The sequence below is a fragment of the Glycomyces buryatensis genome, assembly GCF_004912275.1.
In the GTDB taxonomy this organism is placed as follows: Bacteria; Actinomycetota; Actinomycetes; order Mycobacteriales; family Micromonosporaceae; genus Glycomyces; species Glycomyces buryatensis.
In genome coordinates this window covers 1-20622 of record NZ_STGY01000022.1, presented here as the reverse complement: position 1 = coordinate 20622, position 20622 = coordinate 1, and the positions used below count along the sequence as shown (strand labels likewise).

Genomic DNA, 20622 nt, shown 5'->3' with positions numbered 1-20622 from the left:
GGCTACCAGTCGTGGACGGTTCCGTCCGCCAGCCGGTTGAAGGGCAGGTAGGCCTGGACGTAGGGGTATTTGCCGGCCTCGTCGGTGTCGAGTTCGACGCCCAGCCCCGGTTGGTCGCCGGGGTGGAGGTAACCGCCGGACCAGGTGAAGGACTGCCGGAAGACCTCATCGGTCTTGGCGCCGTGCTGCATGTACTCCTGGATGCCGAAGTTGTGAATCGACAGGCCCAGGTGCATCGCGGCGGCCATGCCGACCGGCGAGATGTCGGTGGGTCCGTGCATGCCGGACTTGATCTGGTACTGCGCGGCATAGTCGAGGATCTTCTTCAGGTGCGAGATGCCGCCGGTGTGGGTGACGGCCGAGCGCACGTAGTCGATGAGCTGCTCGCGGATGATCTGCTGGTAGTCCCACACGGTGTTGAAGATTTCGCCGATGGCGAGCGGGGTGGTGGTGTGCTGGCGGACCAGGCGCAGCGCCTCCTGGTTCTCGGCGGGCGTGACGTCTTCGAGCCAGAACAGGTCATAGGGTTCAAGGGATTTACCGAGCTTCGCGGCCTGGATCGGGGTGAGACGGTGGTGGGCGTCGTGCAGCAGCGGCAGTTCGGGCCCGAACTCGTTTCGTACGGCTTCGAACACCGTGGGAACGTGGCGCAGGTAGGAGCGGGTGTCCCAGTCCTCCTCATTGGGCAGTGCCCCGCGTTGGGCGGGTTCGTGGTCGTATCGGACCCCTTCCATCGCATCGGAGGTCGCGTTCGAGGCGATGCCGTAGATGGACTTGAGGCCCGGGACGCCGGACTGGATGCGGATGGCCCGGTAGCCCTGCTCCTGGTGGGAGCGGATCGAGTCGAACAGTTCCTCGGTGGTCTTGCCCGAGGCGTGGCCGTAGGCGAGGAGGCCATTGCGGGAGGCGCCGCCGAGCAGTTGGTAGACCGGCATGCCGGCGGCCTTGCCCTTGAGGTCCCACAGAGCCATGTCGACCGCGGCGATGGCGGCCATCGTGACCGGGCCGCGCCGCCAGTAGGCGGAACGGTAGAGGAACTGCCAGGTGTCCTCGATGCGGTGGGCGTCCCGGCCGAGCAGGAGGGGGACGACATGGTCCCGCAGGTAGGAGACGACGGCGAGTTCGCGGCCGTTGAGCGTGGCGTCGCCGATTCCGGTCAGGCCGTCGTCCGTGGTGAGTTTCAGCGTCACGAAGTTCCGGTCGGGGCTGGTGACGATGACTTCGGCTTGGTCGATGATCATGGTTCTCTCCCTTGAAGTTCGATTCCGGCAACCTATATCAACCGATTGCCGGATGAAGTCCTCGGCAATATTGGCAAAAGGGGACGCGGAGCCCGTGCTGCGAACGGCATTCGTAAGCCGAGATTCGGTTGCGTCTCTCCGGAACTGAGGTTCACTCGGTGGCGGTCGGGAGCGGCTCCGCCAGTTCCCGAAGGTCGCGACCAGTTGCCATGACGGTGCCGTCGGGGCGGATCAGCGCGGCCTGAGTGCGGCCCTTCCTCAGCCACATGCCCAGTTCACTTCCGGCATCGGCCTGCACCAGCACGGCACCGCGTCGCTCGATCTCCGACCGCTCCACTTCGGATGGCGGGTTCGCGGTGATGAACGCGAACCGGTTCCCGGTGACCTGGTCGAGCCGGCGGCCGTCTCCGAGATCGGCGTTCGGGCTGAGCCGGCCGATCAGGCCCCGCCCGCCGAGCCGCAGCGGCGGGGTTTCGCTGCTGAGCACTCGTTCTCGCAGGCCCGGCACGTATCGCAGTCGGGGCGCGACCGTGCGCCGGACCCATCCGCCCGTTCGTCCTCCCCCGGTCATCAGTGCGCCTACCAGCTTCGCCAGACGGATCATGGTGCGCGCGTGTGGCATGCGCTCGGACTGGTACGTGTCCAGTACCCGCTCGGGGAGACTGCCGTCCAGCACTCCGGCGAGTTTCCAGGCCAGATTCTCCGCGTCGCGAATCCCGGCGCCGATCCCCTGCCCGATGAACGGCGGGGTCAGATGCGCTGCGTCGCCGAGGATGAAGACCCGGTCCCTCCGCCAGCGTTCGGCGAGTTGGGCCCGGAAGGTGTACTCGGCGACCCGGACCAGGGACAGGCTCTCGACCGGAGTGTCCTTCGTCCAAGGTTTGACCAGCGGGTGGATATCGCCGATGCCTTGGAAGTCGGCGGCGCCCGCTCCGGGCGGGAGCCGGAACTCCCAGCGGTGGCGGGTCCGGCCTATGCGCATGTACGTCGCGGCCCGCTCGGGATCGCAGACCTGGTGCACGCCTTCCCATTCGCCGAGTTCGCCGGACACCTCCACGTCCACCACCAGCCAGCGCTGCTCGAAGCGGAGATCCCGCATTTCGGATCCGATCGATCGGCGCACCAGACTCTCGGCGCCGTCGCAGCCGAGCACGTATTCGGCCGCCAGCCGATTTCGCCGTCCGGTGTTGCGATCGGTGTATTCGATGAACACCTTGCCTTCCGAGCCTGCTATTTCGATTACTTCGGCGTTGCCCTGCAACTTGGCGGCGGGATACCCGGCCAGGTTCGCTCGAAGGACGGCCTCCAGTTCCGGTTGGTCGAACAGGTTGGCCTCGGGGAAGCCGTGGCGGCCCGCCGCCGCGCTGCGTCGGAATTCGGCGAGCATTCGCATCTCTGGGTCGAGCAGCCGCAGGCCGAGGCAGGGCCGGGAGATGGCGGCGAATTCGTCGGCGAGGCCGATCCCGGCGAGGATGCGGGCGACCTCGTCGTCCACGTGCACCGCGCGCGGCCGGGGGTAGAGCTGGTCCCACCGTTCCAGCACTAGGCACTCGATGCCCTGCTGGGCAAGCAGTGTCGCGGCCGTCAGGCCGGTCGGGCCCGCGCCGACGATGACGACGGGGACCTCCGGGAGCGCGGGAGCGGTCATGTCGAGAGTTCGAGAAGCGCGGCGTAGAGGGTCAGGCCGGGGCCGAAAGCGATCGCGACGATCGGTCCCGGTGGAACGGCGCTGTCCAGGATCGCCCGCAGGACCAGCAGCACCGTTGCCGAGGAGCAGTTGCCGTGCTCGGCCAGGACGGTGCGAGAGGCGGCCAGCGCGGCCGGATCGAGGCCGAGGCCGTCTTCGACGGCGTCGAGGATTCGGGGGCCGCCGGGGTGCACGGCCCAGCCGCCGACCTCCGAGATATCGAGTCCGTGTCGGTTCAGGAGGTCCTTGACCAGGGGGCCGACGTGTTCGCGGAGCGCATCGGGGACCTCAGTGGAGAGTCCCATGCGGAAGCCGAGGTCGGTGACGTCCCAGGTCATTTGGTCGCTGCGGGCGGTGTCGCTGCGGGCGACGACGTCGAGTACGCGCAGCCCGGGTCCCGCTCCGTCGTCGGGCCTGAGCACCAGGGCGGTGGCGGCGTCGCCGAAGAGCGCGTGGGTGACGATCTGTTCGATGTCGCGGGGCTCCGGTTGGAGGTGGATGGTGGTGAGTTCGAGGCAGAGGAGGACGGCGGGCCGCTGTTGCGCGATGACGTAGTCGGTGACGGAGGCGAGGGCGGGGAGGGCGGCGTGGCATCCCATGTGGCCCACGAGGAGCCGCCGGGCCTCGGGACGCAGGGGCAGGGATGCGGCCAGGGCGATGTCGAGTCCGGGGGTGCCGTAGCCGGTGCAGGAGGCGACGGCGAGCAGGCCGATGTCGTCGGCGGTGAGTCCGGCGTCCGCAAGCGCGGCTGCGACGGCCTGGTGCCCCAGGGGCGGGGCGAGTTCGGTGTAGAGGCGCATGCGTTCCCCTGTGGACATGGTGGCGATCGTCGCGAGTTCCGCGGGCTCGATGACCGAGTGGCGGTGGCGCACGCCCGCGCCGGTGAAGATGCGTTCGGCGGCCCGGCCGCCTCCGAGGTGTTCCGCGAAGAAGTCGTCCCAAAGCCGCGCTTGGTCGTAGACCGGGGGCAGCGCCGCCCCGGTGCCGATGATTCTAGCGGTCACCACGGGGACACTGGGGTTTCTGATGCTGTCACGGGCGTACTCCTCAAAGTCGACGTCGGCTCGGCCAAGCCCTGCTTAGGTCGCTTGTCAACCAGTGTCCCGCAATCGGAGAGCGGTGGCCAGACCCTGTGGTCTCAACCCGTCGCGACGCCGGTCTGGAGCAGCAGCGCGACATCGAGAACGGCGACGATCATGACCGCTCGAAAGGCCGCCGGGGAGCGCGGTTTGCGGCCCGCGATCAGTCCAATGGCGAGGACGCCGACCGCGATCGGCATGGCGCCCAGGACCAGTGGTGACGGGGCTCCGTCGGGCCCGAAGCCGAGCAGCGCCGAGGCGGTGAGGACGAGTGCCGCGGCTCCCAGCCGGCTTGCATTCGGCCCCAGGCGGTGCGGGAGGCCTCGCACTCCGGTGGCGGCATCGTCGGCGAGGTCGGGCAGGACGTTCACGAAGTGGGCGGCGGAGCCGAGCGCGGCTGCGGCTCCCATGAGCCACAGCGGCGGCCAGGGCGCGCCCGGAGCCCCCATGGAGATGAACGCCGGGAGCAGCCCGAAGGACAACGCGAACGGCACCACCGAGAATGCGGTGGCCTTGACGCCGAGGTCGTAGGCCCAGGCCGAGACGAGGGTGACCACCTGGATTCCGGTGGCCGCCGGGCCGGAGGGCAGGGCCAGCAGCACGGCGGCCAGCGCCGAGACCGCGAAGGCGGCGCGGACGACGGGCGGACGGATCTCCCCCGCCGCCAGGGGCTTGCCGACGCGGCCCACCTGCGCGTCGCGCGGGGCGTCGACGAGGTCATTGAGCCAGCCGACGGACAGCTGGCCGGCGAACACCGCCGCCGTCGCCACGACCACCGCGTCGATCGGGCGGCCCGTGCTCGCGCCGAGTCCGGCGGCGACGGCCGTGACCGCAAGGGCGGGAAGCGGATGGGACGCCCGCACCAACGCCCACAGCACGGCCGTCTGTCGATTCACCTTTGCCAGTGTGCCACCCTGGCCGAATGGCACGTTCGCTGGCGCGCAACGATCCCGCCCTCTACGACCGGCTGGCCGACCAGTGGTGGCGGCCGCGCGGTCCCTTCGCGATGCTGCACTGGCTCGCCGCAGCCAGGGGCGCCCTCGTTCCCCGCGCGGAGCGGCCGGGGGCGGTGCTGGTCGACCTCGGTTGCGGCGCAGGCCTACTCGCCCCGCATCTGGAGGGCAAGGGCTACCTGCACATCGGCGCGGACCTGTCGCTGCCGTCGCTGCGGCGGGCAGCCGAGCACGGGGTTCAGGCCGTGCGGTGCGACGTCGGCGCGGTCCCGCTGGTCGACGGCTGCGCGGACGTGGTCGTGGCGGGCGAGATTCTCGAACACGTCCCCGACTTGCCCCGGGCGCTGGCGGAGGCGTGTCGGCTACTGCGTCCCGGCGGCCTGCTCGTCATCGACACCTTGGCGGACACGGCGCTGTGCCGGTGGCTGGCCATCGATCTGGCCGAGCGGCTGCCCGGCCCGGGCCGGCACGGCTTTCACGATCCGGCGCTGCTGGTCGACCGCGAGGTGCTGGTGGAGGAGTGCGCCGCCCACGGGGTGCGCCTGAAGCTCTGCGGCATTCGCCCGTCCCTGATCGACCTTCTGGCCTGGTCGCTGCACCGCCGGAAGAGCGTTCGCATGGTGCCCGTGCCGACGACGGCGGTGCTGTTCCAGGCCTGGGGCCGCAAGGCGAATCGGCCCTATTAGGCTCCCGTGATGGCAGACCGACCCGAATTCTCGCGCGTCCCCAACGTCCATTACGTGGAGGGCGAGAATGCCGACGCCGTCGTCTACGGTCCCGGCGGTCCCGCCGACATCCATCTCGCTGAGGTCTTCAAAACCCATGGGCTCGAAGGCAATGGCTACGATTGGGAGTCGGCGGTGCACGCGGCCCTGATCGAACGCGAATCGCTGCTGGAGCGGTTCGCGTTCGCCTCGGAGAGCGGCATGTTCTGCGCCTATGGCACCGACCGGCAGGCGCTGGGCGAGGTCGCCGCGACGCTCGAACGGCTCCTGGCGCAACCGGCGAGCCTGGTCGACGCCCTGCACAGCGCCGCCGAGCACCATCTGCTGAACTAGGCGTCGATCCTGTTCTGCTGCGGCGGGGCCTCGACTCTCGGTCCCTCACTCGGGTCCAGGCTGCCGGCGACGAAGGTGTACCGCTCTCCCGACACGGACGCGATGATGGCGCCGGTGCCGAACCAGGTGAGGTCCATGCCCGCCATGCTCATCTCGCTCACATTCATTTGAAGGTGGATATTGGCGGCGGAGACCATGGTCGGGCCCCGGCGGCCCTCGATGTCTCGGATGTCGAGGAGGTTCTGGGCCATGAGCGCGTCTCGGGTGGCGGACAGGCGGGACCACCGCTCGCTCTCCCCGATGTGCTGCGCCGCCTGCCGGTGGTAGCGCAGCAGGCCGAGGCCGGACGTGACGTGCGCCTTTGCCCGGAACCAGGTGGCGCGCGAGGTCGACGCGATCAGTTCGGGCGCACCGGCGTAGAGCGCGGTGAGCATGTCGTCGGCGATCACTCGCAGCTGTCGGGCCTCGGCCGTATCGCCGGGTGAGGCGGCCGGATCCGTCACCGCTTCCATGCGGCTCCACCGTTCGTCCTGGCCGACGAGGCTCCCGAGGTCGAGTTCGAGCCCCAGGTAGTCGCGGACGTATTCGAGGTCGCGCCGGGGGCTGGCGGCGGTGAACTCCAGTGGGGCGTCGATGCCGTGGAAGGCTAGGCGTTCCGCGGCTGGCCGGTCGGCGTTGTATTGGCGCATCCAGGCGACCAGCTCTCGATTGGCGTCGAAGGCGCCGAACCCATGGGAGAAGCCCTCGCTCATCGCCGCATCGAGGGTGCCCACTCCGTCCCGGACGAAGTCGTCCACGACGAACGCCGCCACCCGGTCGGTCTCGAGCGCGAACGACCGGAAGCCGCGCTCGGCCAGCCGGGCGAACGCCTCGTTGCGGAACCGCCCGAAGGCCGGATCCCCATGGCTCGGCTCGCCGAATCCCAACAGGTCGCAAGTGTCGCTGACGAGGTCTCGAATGTCTTGAGTCATGACCTCAAACATATCGTTGAGAATGCGGTTGAGACTTGTATGGGATCTGGCCTTGGGGGTGTGCGGTAAAGTCTCAATCGATGGTGAACTTTCGGCCTGCGGATCTCGCGCGGGAACACGGCCTCTCGACCCAGGCGGTCCGCAACTACGAGCGCGACGGATTCATCCCGCCCGCCGAGCGAACTCGGAGCGGCTACCGGCAATACACCGAGGTGCACGCGGCGGCGCTCCGCGCGTTCCTCGCACTCGCCCGCGCCTACGGACACGCGACCGCCGGCGAGATCATGCACGCGCTCGGCGAGAACGATCTCGACGACGTCCTGATGGTCATCGACCGCGGCCACGAACAGCTGCTCCGCGACCGGGGCACCCTCGATGCGGTGAGGGCCGCGGTCAGGCGACTGACGGCCGGGCCCGACGACGCCCCTGTCGATTCGGCGAATCGGGCTCCCTTCAGCGTCGGTGAACTCGCGCACCGGCTTCGACTCACCCCGGCGACCCTGCGCAACTGGGAGGAGGCCGAAATCCTGGCGCCCGAACGGGACCCGGCCACCGGACACCGCCGCTACGACGCGGGCGACGTCCGCGACGCCGAGCTCGCCCACCTCCTGAGGCGCGGCGGCTACCCGCTCGACCACATCGCCGTCGTGGTCGGGCAGATCCGCAGCGCCGGCGACACCGAAACGCTCTCTCGAGCGCTGGAGGACTGGCAGCGCAGGCTGACCGACCGGGGCCTGGCCATGCTCGCGGCGGCCGCCGAACTCAGCCGCTATCTGGGCGAGCTCGAATCCCTCAGGCGCCCAAGCGAGACCGTAGGTTCCTGACCCGCCCTCGCGGTTCGGTGGCGAGCGTCATGGTGCGGCGATCACCGAATCGGGTTAGATTCGGAAATTAGCGAAATACCGAAGGACGGTTACGGTGCTCGACGAATGCAAGGCCCTGTCCAATGAGACACGGCTGCGGATTCTTGAATGGCTCAAGGACCCGGCGGCGAACTTCGCCGAAGCGGACACGGCCGAGCTCGGCGTGTGCGCCGGGCTCATCCAGCAGAAGGCGGGCACGTCGCCCTCGACCATGTCGGCGCACCTGGCGATCCTGCAACGCGCGGGATTCCTCCAGGCCACCCGTCGCGGCCAGTGGATCTACTACCGCCGCAATGAGGAACGCATCCGCTCGTTCACCGAAACGCTCCACCGCAGTCTTTAGAAAGGCAGCCGATCATGCCCGTTGCCCTGTCGATCCTCGACCTGGCGCCGATCGCGCCGGGGCGGCCCCCGCGCGAGAGCTTCGCCGCCAGCGTCGAGCTCGCCCGCGCCGCCGAGCGCGGTGGCTACCAGCGGGTCTGGTACGCCGAGCACCACAATATGCCGACGATCGCCTCCAGTGCGACGAGCGTGCTGATCGGCCACGTCGCCGAGCACACCGACTCGATCAGGCTCGGTTCGGGAGGCATCATGCTGCCCAACCACTCTCCCCTGGTGATCGCCGAGCAGTTCGGGACGCTGGAGACGCTCTTCCCCGGGCGGATCGACCTCGGGCTGGGTCGTGCGCCCGGCACCGACCAGGCCACCATGCGGGCCATCCGGCGGGACGCGACCTCGTCGGACACCTTCCCCGAGGACGTGCTGGAGCTCCAGGGGTACCTGCGCGGCAGGTCGCGGGTGGCCGGGATTCAGTCCTACCCCCGCCCCGAGGGCGAGGTGCCGCTGTACATCCTGGGGTCATCGCTGTTCGGGGCCCAGCTCGCCGCGAAGCTCGGCCTGCCGTATGCCTTCGCCTCCCACTTCGCCCCGGGCGCCCTCCACGAGGCCGCGGCCACGTACACGGAGCACTTCCAGCCTTCCGAGCAGTCGGCCGAGCCGTATCTGATCGTGGGCGTCAATGTCTTCGCCGCCGACAGCCGTGACGAAGCCCTTGCGCAGCAGAAGGTCTCGTACCGGAACCGGGCGCGGGCCTTCATCGCGAGGGGCGCGGTCGGGCGCAATTACACCGACGCCGAGATCGACGCCTTCCTGGCCTCGCCGGCCGGAGACCAGTTGTCGGCCATGACGAAGTACACGGCCACCGGCACCCCGGACGAGGTCCACGCCTATCTGGAGGACCTCGCCTCGTCCATCGGCGCCGACGAGCTGATCACCGCTCACCACGCCATCGACGTCGCCGACCGGATCCGCTCGGTCGAGCTGACCGCCGATGCGTTCTCGGCCGCCGCCACTCGCTAAGGGCCGATATCCGAGCGAAAGTGCCGCTTCTCGGAGCAGCGGAGAGGGGGCGGGCCCGCGGGCCCGCCCCCTCTCCCTATTCGATTACGCCGGGGTGGCGCCGGTGATGGTCAGCTCGTAGGGGAACGGGTCGCCCACGCCGACCTCCCACATCGGATAGTTGCGGTGCTGGGACGGGGTCGCCGCGACGACCAGCATCATATGGGTCTCGCCGCTCTGGAGCGAGAAGTCCGCCGTCTCTCCGGGGGCGAAGAAATCGCTGTACCGGACCGAGAAGTCGCTGCTCACCGCCGCGAGCCGGAAGCGCCAGTCGGCACCCGAGAGGTTCGAGGCCCCGGTGAGCTGGACCGAGACCGATCCGCCGCTCGGGTTGAGCTGGATCATGTTGTGCGCGTATTGATGCGGCGCATCGGAGTCGGCGATGCGGTACCGGTTCGAGCCGAGGCTCTGCATCAGATCGGTGTGCAGCGGACGGTAGGAGCCGCCGCTGGTCCACAGGTCGCTGCGCATCGCGGCGCCCTCGGTCCAGTCGTAGACGACCTGCCGGCCCGCATTGTCGGCAATGAGCTCGGCGAACTGGTCCTGGCTGAGTCCGAGGATTCGTTTGATCGTGTCGATCGGGTGCTCGCCCTGCTCGGCCTCCAGCCAGAACCGGTTGATCACGTCCTCACCGTAGGTCTCGGCGATGGTGTTGAACAGCATCCAGTCGCCGTAGTAGGTCTCCTGCGAGAGCCAGCGGCGGTGCTGCCGGTCGACGTAGTAGCCCGAGCCGACGACGACCTCCGGCCGCTGCATGCGGGCCATGTAGTTGGCGTGCGCCTCCCACACCGGCCCGGAGATCGGGTTGCCCGCGCCCCAGCCGCCGCCGTGGCCGGCGGCGATATTGAGGTCGACGGAGTAGCTCTGGAGAATGTGGTTGAACTCGTGCGATTCGACCCAGTCGTCCCAGATCTTGTCGTAGGGCAGGCACATGTGGCCGACGCCGATGTCATCGGGACCGGCCCAGTTCGCGGGCGGCAGGAAGTCGCCCGACCAAGTGCCGCACAGGTACAGGTTGATCTTGTACCGCGATCCCTGCTCGTGGTCGGCCGGGTCGACGAACTCCACCTGGTTCACATAGAAGTCGTAGATCTCCTCCATGTGGTCGGCGACCCATTGTGGATAGTTGTCGTAGCCGTTCTGCTGCCCCCATGCCACGGCGTCGATCGCGTCGCCCCAGCGGACGGTGAAGTTCTCCGACTCCACGAAGTTGTCCGTCTCGGCACCGGCGTCGATGAGGAACTGCGGGGTGCGGGTCTCCTTGTCGACCTGCGCGGGCGGGTCGGTCTGGTCGGGCGAGCCGGTGGTCGGGCCGTCGGTCGGATCCTCGACCGCGCCGCCGCAGCCCTCGCCGTTGATGGAGAAGGACTCGGGCGCCGCGCCCGCGCCGGTCACGGTGAGCCCGAACAGCTCCCTGGTCTGGCCCGAGGCGATGCCGGCGTTCCAGCCCACGTCCGAGCCGGTGAACGTCGTCCCCTCCTGGCTCCAGTCGACGTTCCACGCGTTCTGGACCTCGGCCCCCGGCGGCAGGTCGAACTCGACGGTCCAGCCGTCGATCCCCGACGAACCGGCGGTGAGCGAGACGTTCGCGTTGTGCCCGTTCCCCCATTCGTTGACGACCTCATAGGTGACCGAGTCGCAGGCGGCGGCGCTTGCCGGGTTCGCCGCCACCATCGCCACGGCCCCGGCGATCAACGCCATGCAGGCCGTGGCCACGACCCCGAGACGTCTCCGTCTCGTTCGAAGCAATGTCATGGTCATTGCCTCCTTCCTTTGGGCGCAATCGATCCGCGCCATCGAAAACGATTTCGGATATTCATTTAGGTCGATATTATGCCCCATGCAGCATTGGGAATGGAAGGCTCGAACCCCCCGAAAGACTTTCCGAAACCTCTGCGTATCAACGGGCCCGATCAGTCGCGGGCCGATTCCCGTTCGGTGGCGGACGTCGCGAACGCGATGGCGAGCGCCGCGGCGGCCAGCGCCGCGCCGCTCAGCGCGATGCTGCGGGTCCCGGCCTGGGCCAAGGCGAGGCCGCCGAGCGAGGAGCCGAGGGCGATGCCGACGTTGTAGGCGATCGAGGCGCCGGCCGCGGCGGTGTCGGTGCTGCCGGGGGCGAATTCCATGACGCGGTTCGTCAACGCCGGAGTCAGGGCGCCCATCGCGAGTCCGGTCAGGACGATCGCTGCGCCGGCCGCCACGGGGTTCGCGCCGAACGCGTACATGCCGATCAGCACGGCGGTCAGCAGCATCGCGGGCAGGATGACGGCGACGCGCTGGTTGCGGTCCGAGAGGTAACCTCCCACGGTGATACCGCCGAAGTCGGCCACTCCGCGAGCGAGGAGCAGGGGTCCCAATAGGAGGGCGGACATGCCGGCGACGGCCGTGATGAACTCGGAGGTGTACGTGAAGACCGCGAAGAAGCCCGCCACGGCCAGGACATTGGTGGCCAGGACCAGCGCGTAGCGACGGGCGTCGGGGGTGGTGCCGCGCCCGGCGTGCTCCTGCTCGGATCCGGCCTGCGGCAGGGCCGCGGCGAGGATGGCGAAGGCGATGAGGCTCAAGGCCGCCAGGGCGATGAAGGCGGCACGCCAGTCGACCACCTGGCCGAGCCAGGTCCCGGCGGGTACGCCCAGCATCGGGCCGAGCGACCCTCCCGTGAACACCACGGCCATGACGCGGCCGCGCACCTTGAGGGGGAACATTCCGGCGGCGACTGGCGCGACGACGGCCCAGAAGACGGCCTGGCTGAGGGCGCTGAGCACGCGGGCGGCGAACAGCAGGCCGTAACTCGGTGCGAGGGCGGACAGGACGGTCGCGCACACCAGTCCGGCCATGAGCGCGAGCATCAGCGGCCGGCGCGGAACCCGTGCCACCAGCTTGACGAGCGGCAGCGTGATGACCACGACGGTGACCGCGTAGCCGGTCACCAGGAGGCCCACCTGCGACGGCGACACCGTCAGGTCGGAGGCGATCTCGGAGAGCAGTCCCACCGGCAGGGTCTCGGCGGTGACGTAGCTGAACGCCGCGACCGAGAGCGCTAGGAGCGCCGCCACTGATCTGGGCCGGGTATTCGCCGGTGCTTCTTGCAATGACATTGAGGGGTCCTGTCTCAGCCGAGTGGCCAGGTTCGTTGGTGCAGGCCGGCGGGCAGTGCCTCGGAAACGCCGGAGGGGTGTTCCAACACGGCGTCGGTCCCGACCGGCACCTCGACCTCGACCTCCACCGCGTTCTCCGTCCAGTGCCACGCGAGTGCGGCACGGCCGTAAGGGGTTTCGTGTGCGGCGGCGGCCGAGTCCAGTCCGCTCTTGATCCCCGGCCGGAATCGTATCCCCCGCCAGCCCGGGCTGGTCGGGACGAGTCCGGCGAGGGTGCGGTGCATCCAGTCGGCGACGGCCCCGAAGGCGTAGTGGTTGAACGAGGTCATGTCGCCCGGATTGACCGAGCCGTCCGGGAGCATCGAGTCCCAGCGCTCCCAGACGGTGGTGGCGCCCATGGTGACCGGGTACAGCCAGGACGGCACGGTCCGCTGCGCGAGCAGCGCGACCGCCAGGTCCAGGTGGCCGGTGCGGGTGAGCGCGTCGAGCAGGGCCGGGGTGCCGAGGAATCCGGTGGTGAGGTGGATATCGGCCTCGCGCACCAGCTCGGCCAGGCGCTGACCGGCGGCCGCCTCCTCGGCGTGGTCGAACAGGTCGAACATGATCGCGATCGACTGGGCGGCTTGGGAATCCGAGGTCAGACGTCCCGGACCGGTGCGGTAGCGGGCGCGAAAGCCTTCGCGGGCGGCCTCCGCGCGCTCCGTCAAGGTCTCCGCCTCGGGCAGTTCCAGTTCGAGCGCCATCGCGGCGACCGCCGCCGTCGACCGGACATAGTAGGCGGTCGCCACCAGGTGCGGATCGGTCAGGCCGTTCGCCGGATCGTTCGGCGGCGCGGCAGGGTCGAGCCAGTCACCGAGCTGCCAGGAACCGTCCCAGACGTGGTCGTCGCCGGCGAGCTTGTGTTCGAGGTCGACCCAGGCCAGCGCGCTGCGCCACTGCCGACGCAGGATCTCGGCGTCACCGAAGCCGTGGAACACCGTCCACGGCACCAGCGTGGCCGCGTCGCCCCAGCCGGCCCCGGGCCTGGGCGGTGTCCACCAGTCGCCGCCGGGAACGGTCGGCACGTACCAGGGCACCGTCCCGTCGGGCAGCTGTTCGGCGGCCAGGTCGGCGAGCCAGGAGACCAGCACCCCGGAGCAGTCGTAGAGGAAACTCGCGGTGGGTGCGAAGACCTGGATGTCGCCGGTCCATCCCAGGCGCTCGTCACGCTGCGGGCAGTCGGTCGGCAGGTCCACGAAGTTGCCCCGCATGCTCCAGACCACGTTCTCGTGCAGCCGATTCAGCAGCGGATCGGAGCATTCGAACCAGCCGGTCCGGCGCATGTCGGTGTGCAGGACGCGCGCGACGATCCGGCCCTCCACCGGCCCGTCCCATCCCGTGATCTCGGCGTAGCGGAAGCCGTGAATGGTGAAACTCGGCTCCCAGGTTTCGCCGGGTGCCCCTTTGAGGACATAGTGGTCGGTGGATATCGCACCGCGCAGCGGACGGGTGCACAACTCGCCGTCGCCGTCGAGCACTTCGGCGTGGCGGAGGCGGATCTCCTCGCCCGCCTCGCCGGTCGGCTCGATTCGAACCCGGCCCACCAGGTTCTGTCCGAAGTCGACAATGAACCTGCCGTCCTCGGTCCGCCTCACGCCCACCGGCTCGACTTCCTGCGTGCAGCGCACCGGCGGGCCATTCGGTGCCGTTAGCCGGTCGAAGGCGAAGTCGCGCAGCGCGACCGGCGACCAGTCCGCGGGATCGACACCGAGCTCCGTCCAGCCCGGAATCTCGTCGCGCGCGTCGTAGCGCTCGCCTTCGAGGAGCCCCGAGGTGACGATCGGGCTCGGTGCCGCCAGCCAGTCGTCCGCGGTGGCGACGACGGTGACGGTGCCGTCCATATGGGTCACTTCGAGCTGCGCGACCAGGCTCGTGTGCTCGCCGTAGAGATTGACATGCCCGCCGCCGAAACCCAGCCGCCCCCTGAACCAACCGTCCGCCAGTTGCGCCCCGATCGCATTGGAGCCCTCACGAAGCAGCCCGGTCACGTCATAGGTGTAGTACCGGATCCGGTTCGCATAGCTCGTCCAACCGGGGCTCAGGTCGTCATCGCCGACCCGGACGCCATTGATCTCCGCGCGATAGAGCCCGTGCGCGCTCGCGTAGAGCCGGGCCGAGCGCACCGGCGATGCGAGGCGGAACTCGCTGCGCAGCAATGCCGGACGGCGCATCGCCTCCGGATCCTCATCCCACGCCGGCCCCACCGCGACCGCCTGCCAGTTGGAGGGTTCAAGCAGTCCGGTCTCCAGCGTCGCCGCCGGACTCCACTCGCTCGTCTCGCCCCCCGTGCCCTGAACGCGGACTCGGACCGAGGCGCGCCGGCGGGACCCGAGCGGTTCGAAGGGCCAGGCCACGAGCACCGACTCAGTGCCGTGGACCGCCTTGACCTGCCGCTCGCCGTCGAATTCCACCTCCAGCTCGGCGCCGGCCTGCCGCCACCATTCGGGGGCCCCGGTGACGATCCAGCTGAGCCTCGGTTCGCTCTCTCCGATTCCGAAGGCGTCCCTGTGGTGCTCGAACGTCGGTGCCGCAACGTCGATCCTGGTCACGGGTGGTATCTCCTCAGTGGTGTTCACCGAGCAGCGGCTCGGCAGGTCTCGATGAAGTCCCGCAGGACCGGGCCGGGATCGTCCGGCCAGGCCAGCGCCACCTTCGTCGGGGGAATGCCGTTCACGGGCCGGTAAACGATTCCCGGCCGGGCGTAGAAGCGGGAGGCCGACTCCGGCGCCAGTGCGATACCGTACCCGTTCGCAATGGCGCTCAACCAGTCGTCCGGATGCTCGGTCACCGCGCCGATCCGCGCCGGGTGGCCCCCACGCTGTGAAACCGCCAGCCAGTAGTCCCGCCACTCCCCCGTCTCAGCCGGCGCCGCCACGAACGGCTCGTCCAGCAGATCAAGGAAGTCGAGCACCGGCCGCTCCGCCAGCGGGTGGGCCGCCTCCATTGCCACGCAACGGGGTTCGGTCAGCAACTCCTCCAGGTTCCAGTGTTCCTGGCCGGCGAAGGGCAGGCGCACCAGGGCGGCGTCGACCTCGCCGCCAGCCAGCCCGGCCGTCGGGTCGGACCAGGACGACTGGCGCATCTCGACCCTCCACTGGGGCCGGAGCTTGGCGAAACCGGCGATGATCTTCGGCGTGGCCTCGTTGGCGGCGCTGGCCAGGAAGCCGATGCGGAGCACCTTGGCCTGTCGGGCGGCCTCGGCCTTGACGGCCCGCTGCGTCAGGTCCCACCCCTCCAGCAGGCCGGGAACGCGGTCGGCCAGGACCCGGCCCGGACCCGTCAGGGCCATCCCGGATTTCGAGCGGGCGAACAATTCCACCCCCAGCTCGCGTTCGAGCTGCTTGACCTGCTTGGTCAGGGCGGGTTGGGAGACGTACAGGCGCTCGGCCGCGCGAGTCAGATTGCCCTCTGCCGCGACGGCGGCGAAATAGCGGAGCAAGCGGGTGTCCACATCCATAACCTCACGTTATAGATACAGGTATTGGTCGAACGGCCCGACCGGGGACAGACTCGTAGCATGTTCACCGCCTACCTGATCGTCACGCTGGTCACGATCGCGGCCAACGCCGCCGAGGCCGTCGCCAACTTCGCCAAGATCCCGTTCGTCAGGAACAATGTGACCGCAATCGACGGCTCGGTGTCCTGGCTGCCATGGCTCGGAATCGCCAAGGGCGCCGCCGCCGCCGGCCTCACGCTCGGACTCCTCGGCTGGGAGCCGCTGGGACTGGCCGCCGCGATCGGCCTGGTCGTGTTCTTCATCTGCGCCATGGTCGCCCACATCCGCGCGAAGGTCTTCTACAACATCTACGGCCCGATTCTCTTCCTCGGACTCTCGATCGCGACCCTGGCCCTGATGCTGGCGCAGTGAGCACCGGCGGGAGGCCCGACCGGGCCTCCCGCCGGTCATCGATCTTCGCCGCGTCAACTACTCCTCCGAGGCGAACAGGGTCGCGGCCTCTTCGAAGAACAGATCGGCCGCCGCTTCCGGGGTCAACTCCGCGTACTGGACCTGCTCGTAGATCTCGGTGTACTTGGCCTCGATCGCACCGGCGGCGGCCGGCGGGGCGGGCGGCGACGGGGCGACGTACTCCGCGACGCTCTCCTCGTAGTCGAGAATGGCTTGCGAGGCCTCGTCCAGCTCGACGCTCTCCAGGCCCACATTGGTGGCCGGGATGCCGCGGTTGGTACCGAGGATCGCGATCGCCTCCGGGTCGGTCAGGCAGAACTCGATCAGCTTCGCGGACGCTTCGGCGTTCTCCGAGTTCGCCGCGATGACGAACTGCATCGAGGGCTTGCGGTAGATGCCCAGGTTGTTCGGGTCGGAGGTGGGCGGCGCGGCCAGCGCCAACTGCCCACCGGCCTCCTCCACTGCTGGCCAGAGGCCGGTCACGGCGCTGTCCCAACGGATCTCGGAGGCGAGTGTGTCCTCCACCATACCGTCAGCCGTCCAGGAGGACGCCTCCTCGAAGGTGGGGATGTCGCCGGCCTCGATGTGTGGCGCCGACGTCTCCCACCAGGCGAGCAACTGATCCTTCGTGAAGCCCAGGGACGCACTGTCCTCGGTGTAGAAGCTCGCGCCCTGCTGGTACAGCCACATCTCCAGGAACAGGTAGGAGCGGGCCCAGTCCTCGGCGCCCCACTTGCCCTCGCCTAGTGCAGCGGTCAGGGTCCTGATGGTCTCGCCGTATTCCTCCCAGGTGTGGCCGGGCTGGGGGGCGTCGATGCCGTGCTCGGCGTACCAGTCGGCGCGGTAGATCAGGCCGAGGTGGTTGGCCGCCACGGGGACGGCGATGAGTTCGTCGTCGATCTTGCCGGTGTCCAGGAGTCCTTCGCGGAAGTCGGAGGTGTCCACCACGCCTTCGAGGGGCAGCAGCATGCCGTTGGTGGCGAACTGGCGCAGGCGCGGATAGTCCATTTGGAACACGTCGGGCAGGTCCTGGGAGACCATGCGGGTGGTCAGGCCCTCCCAGTAGACGGGGTAGTCGGCGAAGCTGGCACGGACCTTGATGCCCTCGTTCTTCTGCTCGAACAGGTCGACCGCCTGCTGGGTGATCTCGGCGCGCGCCTCGTCGCCCCACCATTCGAAGCCGATGGTGACGGGGTCGTCGGCGGTGCCCGCCGGTCCGTCGTCCCCGCAGGCGGCGGAGGCACCGAGGGCAGCGGCAGCGGTGGCCCCGGTCAGGAGCGTGCGGCGTCGGGCACGAGGGGAATGTCGGATCATCGTTGATCCTCGCTTTCTTTTGAGGGTGTGCTGAGGGGAGTAGGGAGGGTTGTCGATTGATTGAATCGTTTCATTTGTTTCGATACAACATAGAGCGCGTTTTCCAATTCTGTCAAGACCCGGCTATGCCCGAGTTCCCCCCATAGATCAGTGCCTTGAGGACGTGACGACCCGGTTCGAGGACGCCCCGCAGGACCGGCAGGACCGTGGACGGCCAGTACAAATGCGTGCCGGGCATCGGGACGATGAGCTCGGCCTTGCGTTCCCCGGTTCCGTCCACAATCTCGCTTCGAATGTCCTGGGAGGCGACCAGGATCCGGTCTTCGCTGACCTCGGCGACATGGCCGTCGAGCGGGACGCACCAGCCGCCTTCGCCGGTGTAGAGCTCGCGCTCGGTCTCGATGACGTGGACGCGGGCGTGCCAGCCGTCGACGGCCGCTTCGAGTGAGGTCGTGACGGTGACGTCCTCCCAGGGCTGCCAGGCGACGGTCAGGACGCCCTTGTCGTCAATGGCCCCGTCCTCGGAGTCCTCACGGCCTCTCCAGTGGCGCCCGTCCTCCGAGAGCATCAGGGCCCCATCGGGAACCGCGCACTCCAGGCCCGGACCGGCCACGGAATGGGAGAAACCGGCGAGAGTCGAGTAGGCGAACTTGGCGTAGGTCTCCTGGCCGCCGCGCATCTTCGGGCGCCAGGCCTGGCCATTGAGGCGCGTGACATTGCCGCCGGTGTCGCGAATGTGGACGGCGCGGGCGGCCTTGTGGGGCTCGACCACGGGCGCGGGTTCGGCGGCCTCCGAGGTCCAGAACGGATGGTCGGCGCCGGCCAGCAGTCCGGTGAAGATCTTCATTGCCCACCAAGGGGACCCGGCGGTGAGGTACTGCTCCACGAGCGCGTCGTTGGGGTAGACGTAACCGACCGTGAGGCGGCCCTCGGGGTCGAGGATGGGCTTGTCCCACCACCAGTCGAGATGACGGCGGGCGAAACCGGCCGCCTCGGCCCACGGAACCGCCTCGACATTCGCCGCCGCCAAAGCACCCCACAGCGAGCCCTGCGCGAAGCGGTAGCCGAGACTGCGGCCGTACGGGACCGCGGCACCGTCAGAGGCGAACCACGACCGGAACTTCCGCGCAAAGCCCGACGCGGCCTCCACATAGCGGTCATCGCCGCAAAGCCGAAAGTGCAGCAGCGCATAGGTATGGAACGCGAAGGGATTGTAATAATCGACTCTGCCGTTCGGGCCGTCCTCGAAGACAGAGCCGCCGATGGCGAACTCCCCCAGTCGATTGAGGTGGGCGGCCGCGGTCGCGGAATCGTGTTCGACGCCGATCCGGTCGAGTCCGTGCCCGGCGAACACCGGGAAGTAATGCCAGTTGTTGTCGACCACGCCGGTGGCGTAGGCCGCGCCGAGCCAGGCGGCGACATTGTCCTTGGCCTTGGGTGCCAAGGGCTCCCACAGCTTCTCGGGTGCCAGGGCGAGACCCCAGCCGACCGCGGCGGCCTCGACGCTGCGCTGGTTGGCGTGGGTCAGATCCCCGACGTACCAGTCGTCGGCCGGGTCCAGCGCGCGTGCGAGGGTTCCGGCGAGCTCGGTCCAGAGCTCGTCCGGGACGGCGTCTTTCATTCCGGCGAATCCCCACAGCGGGCGGGTGAGCAGCTCGAACCAGTTCTCGCCATGGGAATGGTTGGACATTGTCACCGGCATCGCAGCAGGTCCGGCCGCCGCCAGCTCGACGGCGGGCCGCCCGATCGCCAACGCGGCGACCTCCCAACCGGAACGGGTGGGTTCGAGCGGACCGAAGACGCGAAAGGGGGAGGTCACAACGGCACACGTTATCAAGCCGGGCGTGGGAGGGCAACCATCCGCCGTGGCGACTAGTCCCGATGCCGTTCGGGTTCGTTCCGGGCAGCTATTCAACTTGGGTTCGGACCCTCAGCGATGACAAGGTGGCGAGCCTGTCGCCGGTGCACCGCCGGGCTCTGGTGGCATCTTCCTTGCGGTTCGGGCGGTCACCGATGGAGTGGCGGGGAGGGCCGGTCGGGGTGGTCTGCCGGGCCGGGGCTTGGTCGTCGGTCCGGGTTCGAGCCCTCAGCGAAGGAGCGATGAAGGGGGCAGTCCCGGGTGCGTTGCCGGGCCCGGGCCGGTCATCGGTCGGCGTTCGGGCCCGCAGCGAAGGAGTGGTGAAGGGGCCGGTCCCGGGTGCGTTGCCGGGCGCGGGCCGGTCATCGGTCGGGGTTCGGGCCCGCAGCGAAGGAGTGATGAAGGGGCCGGTCCCGGGGGCGTTGCCGGGCCCGGGCCGGTCTTCGGTCGGGGTTCAAGCCGTCAGCGATGAAGCGGTGGCAATGTGGTTGCCGGTGCGCCGCCGGGGCCGGCCGGTCGTCGGTTGGGGTTCGGGCCCTCAGCGATGGAGTGGTGAATGGACCGTCCCAGGGTGCGTTGCCGGAGTCGGGCCGGAATGCGTTGCGCCGGGGCCAGGCTCGGCGGAGCGGCGACCCGGGCGGGGCCGGTGGCCTCTGCCGCCGGGCCTTGCGCGCGGGTGTGTCGGCGGGGGCAGGCGCGAGGCGCCGTCGAGCTCGAGCTCGGGTCCGTCATGGTCGCCTTGCCTCCTTCCCTTGTCCCGCTTCGGACATCACGCGTCAGCCCTAGGCCCTCGTGCCGCTCGGTCGTGCGCTTCGCCCCCCCTTCAGGGGCTTCGCATTTGCCGCCGGTCCCATCCGGCCAGGTGAAACCCACCAAGGAGCATCACTTTCACCGATCCGTTCGGCCAAACCAGACCCACCGAGGAGCCTCCCGTTCACCGGTCGGTGCCGGTGGAACGATGCGGTTCAACGAGCGTCCCGCTGACCGGCTGGTCCGGCCGTGTTCTGGTCGCTTCCTTCCCGTGCCCCGTCTGGTGTGCAGGCGGGTTCGGTCGGAGAGGCTCCCCGGGCCTCGGCCTGGCACGCTCCGTATCGCCCTCCGCAGAGGGTGTGTCTCGTATGTAGGTCCGGCACGCTCCGCGGGTCATTCCTTGGAG

Annotated in this window: 17 protein-coding genes; 6 read left to right on the top strand and 11 right to left on the bottom strand. The window is 69.1% G+C overall.

The window, feature by feature from the left end; all coding sequences use genetic code 11:
* Positions 1-2: 2 nt before the first annotated feature.
* The 4 genes from manD to FAB82_RS05915 all read right to left on the bottom strand — a co-directional run bounded on the left by manD (position 3) and on the right by FAB82_RS05915 (position 4903).
* Positions 3-1241: a D-mannonate dehydratase ManD gene (gene manD, locus FAB82_RS05930; protein ID WP_136533626.1), complete on the bottom strand. Its 1239-nt coding sequence runs from the start codon at positions 1239-1241 to the stop codon at positions 3-5.
* Positions 1242-1392: 151 nt separating this feature from the next.
* Positions 1393-2889 (bottom strand): bifunctional 3-(3-hydroxy-phenyl)propionate/3-hydroxycinnamic acid hydroxylase MhpA, encoded by a 1497-nt coding sequence (mhpA, locus tag FAB82_RS05925; protein ID WP_136533625.1) that lies wholly within the window; start codon positions 2887-2889, stop codon positions 1393-1395.
* Positions 2886-3932: a type III polyketide synthase gene (locus FAB82_RS05920; RefSeq protein ID WP_136533624.1), complete on the bottom strand. Its 1047-nt coding sequence runs from the start codon at positions 3930-3932 to the stop codon at positions 2886-2888. The genes mhpA and FAB82_RS05920 overlap by 4 nt, the downstream gene beginning before the upstream one ends.
* A 134-nt stretch (positions 3933-4066) precedes the next feature.
* Positions 4067-4903, bottom strand: a complete 837-nt coding sequence (locus FAB82_RS05915; protein ID WP_211116402.1) for a UbiA family prenyltransferase — start codon at positions 4901-4903, stop codon at positions 4067-4069.
* A 26-nt stretch (positions 4904-4929) separates the two neighbouring features.
* Between FAB82_RS05915 and FAB82_RS05910 the strand changes: the two genes are divergently transcribed.
* Both FAB82_RS05910 and FAB82_RS05905 read left to right on the top strand, forming a co-directional pair.
* Positions 4930-5646, top strand: coding sequence for a class I SAM-dependent methyltransferase (locus FAB82_RS05910; RefSeq protein WP_136533623.1), 717 nt, complete (start codon positions 4930-4932; stop codon positions 5644-5646).
* A 9-nt stretch (positions 5647-5655) separates the two neighbouring features.
* Positions 5656-6018, top strand: a complete 363-nt coding sequence (locus tag FAB82_RS05905) for an Imm51 family immunity protein (RefSeq protein ID WP_136533622.1) — start codon at positions 5656-5658, stop codon at positions 6016-6018.
* Here FAB82_RS05905 and FAB82_RS05900 read toward each other — a convergent pair.
* Positions 6015-6989, bottom strand: coding sequence for an erythromycin esterase family protein (locus FAB82_RS05900; RefSeq protein ID WP_136533621.1), 975 nt, complete (start codon positions 6987-6989; stop codon positions 6015-6017). The genes FAB82_RS05905 and FAB82_RS05900 overlap by 4 nt on opposite strands.
* 80 nt (positions 6990-7069) lie before the next feature.
* Between FAB82_RS05900 and FAB82_RS05895 the strand changes: the two genes are divergently transcribed.
* The 3 genes from FAB82_RS05895 to FAB82_RS05885 all read left to right on the top strand — a co-directional run bounded on the left by FAB82_RS05895 (position 7070) and on the right by FAB82_RS05885 (position 9211).
* Positions 7070-7813 (top strand): MerR family DNA-binding transcriptional regulator, encoded by a 744-nt coding sequence (locus FAB82_RS05895; RefSeq protein ID WP_136533620.1) that lies wholly within the window; start codon positions 7070-7072, stop codon positions 7811-7813.
* A 94-nt stretch (positions 7814-7907) separates the two neighbouring features.
* Entirely contained in the window at positions 7908-8195 is a 288-nt protein-coding gene (locus FAB82_RS05890) for an ArsR/SmtB family transcription factor (RefSeq protein WP_136533619.1), read from the top strand.
* 14 nt (positions 8196-8209) lie between these two features.
* A complete protein-coding gene (locus FAB82_RS05885; protein WP_136533618.1) occupies positions 8210-9211 on the top strand; it encodes an LLM class flavin-dependent oxidoreductase in 1002 nt (333 codons plus the stop codon).
* Between the two features lie 84 nt (positions 9212-9295).
* Here FAB82_RS05885 and FAB82_RS05880 read toward each other — a convergent pair whose 3' ends face one another.
* From FAB82_RS05880 to FAB82_RS05865, 4 genes are all read right to left on the bottom strand, one after another.
* Positions 9296-11005, bottom strand: a complete 1710-nt coding sequence (locus tag FAB82_RS05880) for a DUF6055 domain-containing protein (protein ID WP_168801439.1) — start codon at positions 11003-11005, stop codon at positions 9296-9298.
* A gap of 158 nt (positions 11006-11163) precedes the next feature.
* On the bottom strand, positions 11164-12348 hold the full coding sequence (locus FAB82_RS05875; protein ID WP_136533616.1) for an MFS transporter: 1185 nt from the start codon (positions 12346-12348) through the stop codon (positions 11164-11166).
* A gap of 14 nt (positions 12349-12362) precedes the next feature.
* Positions 12363-14936, bottom strand: coding sequence for an alpha-L-rhamnosidase (locus tag FAB82_RS05870; RefSeq protein ID WP_211116400.1), 2574 nt, complete (start codon positions 14934-14936; stop codon positions 12363-12365).
* 23 nt (positions 14937-14959) lie between these two features.
* Positions 14960-15844 carry a LysR family transcriptional regulator gene (locus FAB82_RS05865; protein WP_136533615.1) on the bottom strand — a complete coding sequence of 295 codons (885 nt, stop codon included), beginning with the start codon at positions 15842-15844 and terminating at the stop codon, positions 14960-14962.
* 60 nt (positions 15845-15904) lie between these two features.
* Here FAB82_RS05865 and FAB82_RS05860 point away from each other — a divergent pair, with 60 nt between their 5' ends.
* The gene (locus tag FAB82_RS05860; protein WP_136533614.1) at positions 15905-16255 is read left to right on the top strand and encodes a DoxX family protein; all 351 of its coding nucleotides are present in this window, start codon (positions 15905-15907) and stop codon (positions 16253-16255) included.
* A 57-nt stretch (positions 16256-16312) separates the two neighbouring features.
* Here the strand turns inward: FAB82_RS05860 and FAB82_RS05855 are convergent, their stop codons facing one another.
* Together FAB82_RS05855 and FAB82_RS05850 are read right to left on the bottom strand one after the other, a co-directional pair.
* Positions 16313-17608: an ABC transporter substrate-binding protein gene (locus FAB82_RS05855; RefSeq protein ID WP_136533613.1), complete on the bottom strand. Its 1296-nt coding sequence runs from the start codon at positions 17606-17608 to the stop codon at positions 16313-16315.
* A gap of 112 nt (positions 17609-17720) precedes the next feature.
* Complete coding sequence (locus tag FAB82_RS05850) at positions 17721-19427, bottom strand: DUF2264 domain-containing protein (RefSeq protein ID WP_168801438.1); 1707 nt, start codon at positions 19425-19427, stop codon at positions 17721-17723.
* Positions 19428-20622: the final 1195 nt, after the last annotated feature.

Bases quoted from the DNA above. Each gene is read 5' to 3' on its own strand.
- manD (WP_136533626.1), bottom strand. From the start codon at position 1,241: ATGATCATCGACCAAGCCGAAGTCATCGTCACCAGCCCCGACCGGAAC.
- mhpA (WP_136533625.1), bottom strand. From the start codon at position 2,889: ATGACCGCTCCCGCGCTCCCGGAGGTCCCCGTCGTCATCGTCGGCGCG.
- FAB82_RS05910 (WP_136533623.1), top strand. From the start codon at position 4,930: ATGGCACGTTCGCTGGCGCGCAACGATCCCGCCCTCTACGACCGGCTG.
- FAB82_RS05905 (WP_136533622.1), top strand. From the start codon at position 5,656: ATGGCAGACCGACCCGAATTCTCGCGCGTCCCCAACGTCCATTACGTG.
- FAB82_RS05900 (WP_136533621.1), bottom strand. From the start codon at position 6,989: ATGACTCAAGACATTCGAGACCTCGTCAGCGACACTTGCGACCTGTTG.
- FAB82_RS05895 (WP_136533620.1), top strand. From the start codon at position 7,070: ATGGTGAACTTTCGGCCTGCGGATCTCGCGCGGGAACACGGCCTCTCG.
- FAB82_RS05885 (WP_136533618.1), top strand. From the start codon at position 8,210: ATGCCCGTTGCCCTGTCGATCCTCGACCTGGCGCCGATCGCGCCGGGG.
- FAB82_RS05880 (WP_168801439.1), bottom strand. From the start codon at position 11,005: ATGACATTGCTTCGAACGAGACGGAGACGTCTCGGGGTCGTGGCCACG.
- FAB82_RS05875 (WP_136533616.1), bottom strand. From the start codon at position 12,348: ATGTCATTGCAAGAAGCACCGGCGAATACCCGGCCCAGATCAGTGGCG.
- FAB82_RS05865 (WP_136533615.1), bottom strand. From the start codon at position 15,844: ATGGATGTGGACACCCGCTTGCTCCGCTATTTCGCCGCCGTCGCGGCA.
- FAB82_RS05860 (WP_136533614.1), top strand. From the start codon at position 15,905: ATGTTCACCGCCTACCTGATCGTCACGCTGGTCACGATCGCGGCCAAC.
- FAB82_RS05855 (WP_136533613.1), bottom strand. From the start codon at position 17,608: ATGATCCGACATTCCCCTCGTGCCCGACGCCGCACGCTCCTGACCGGG.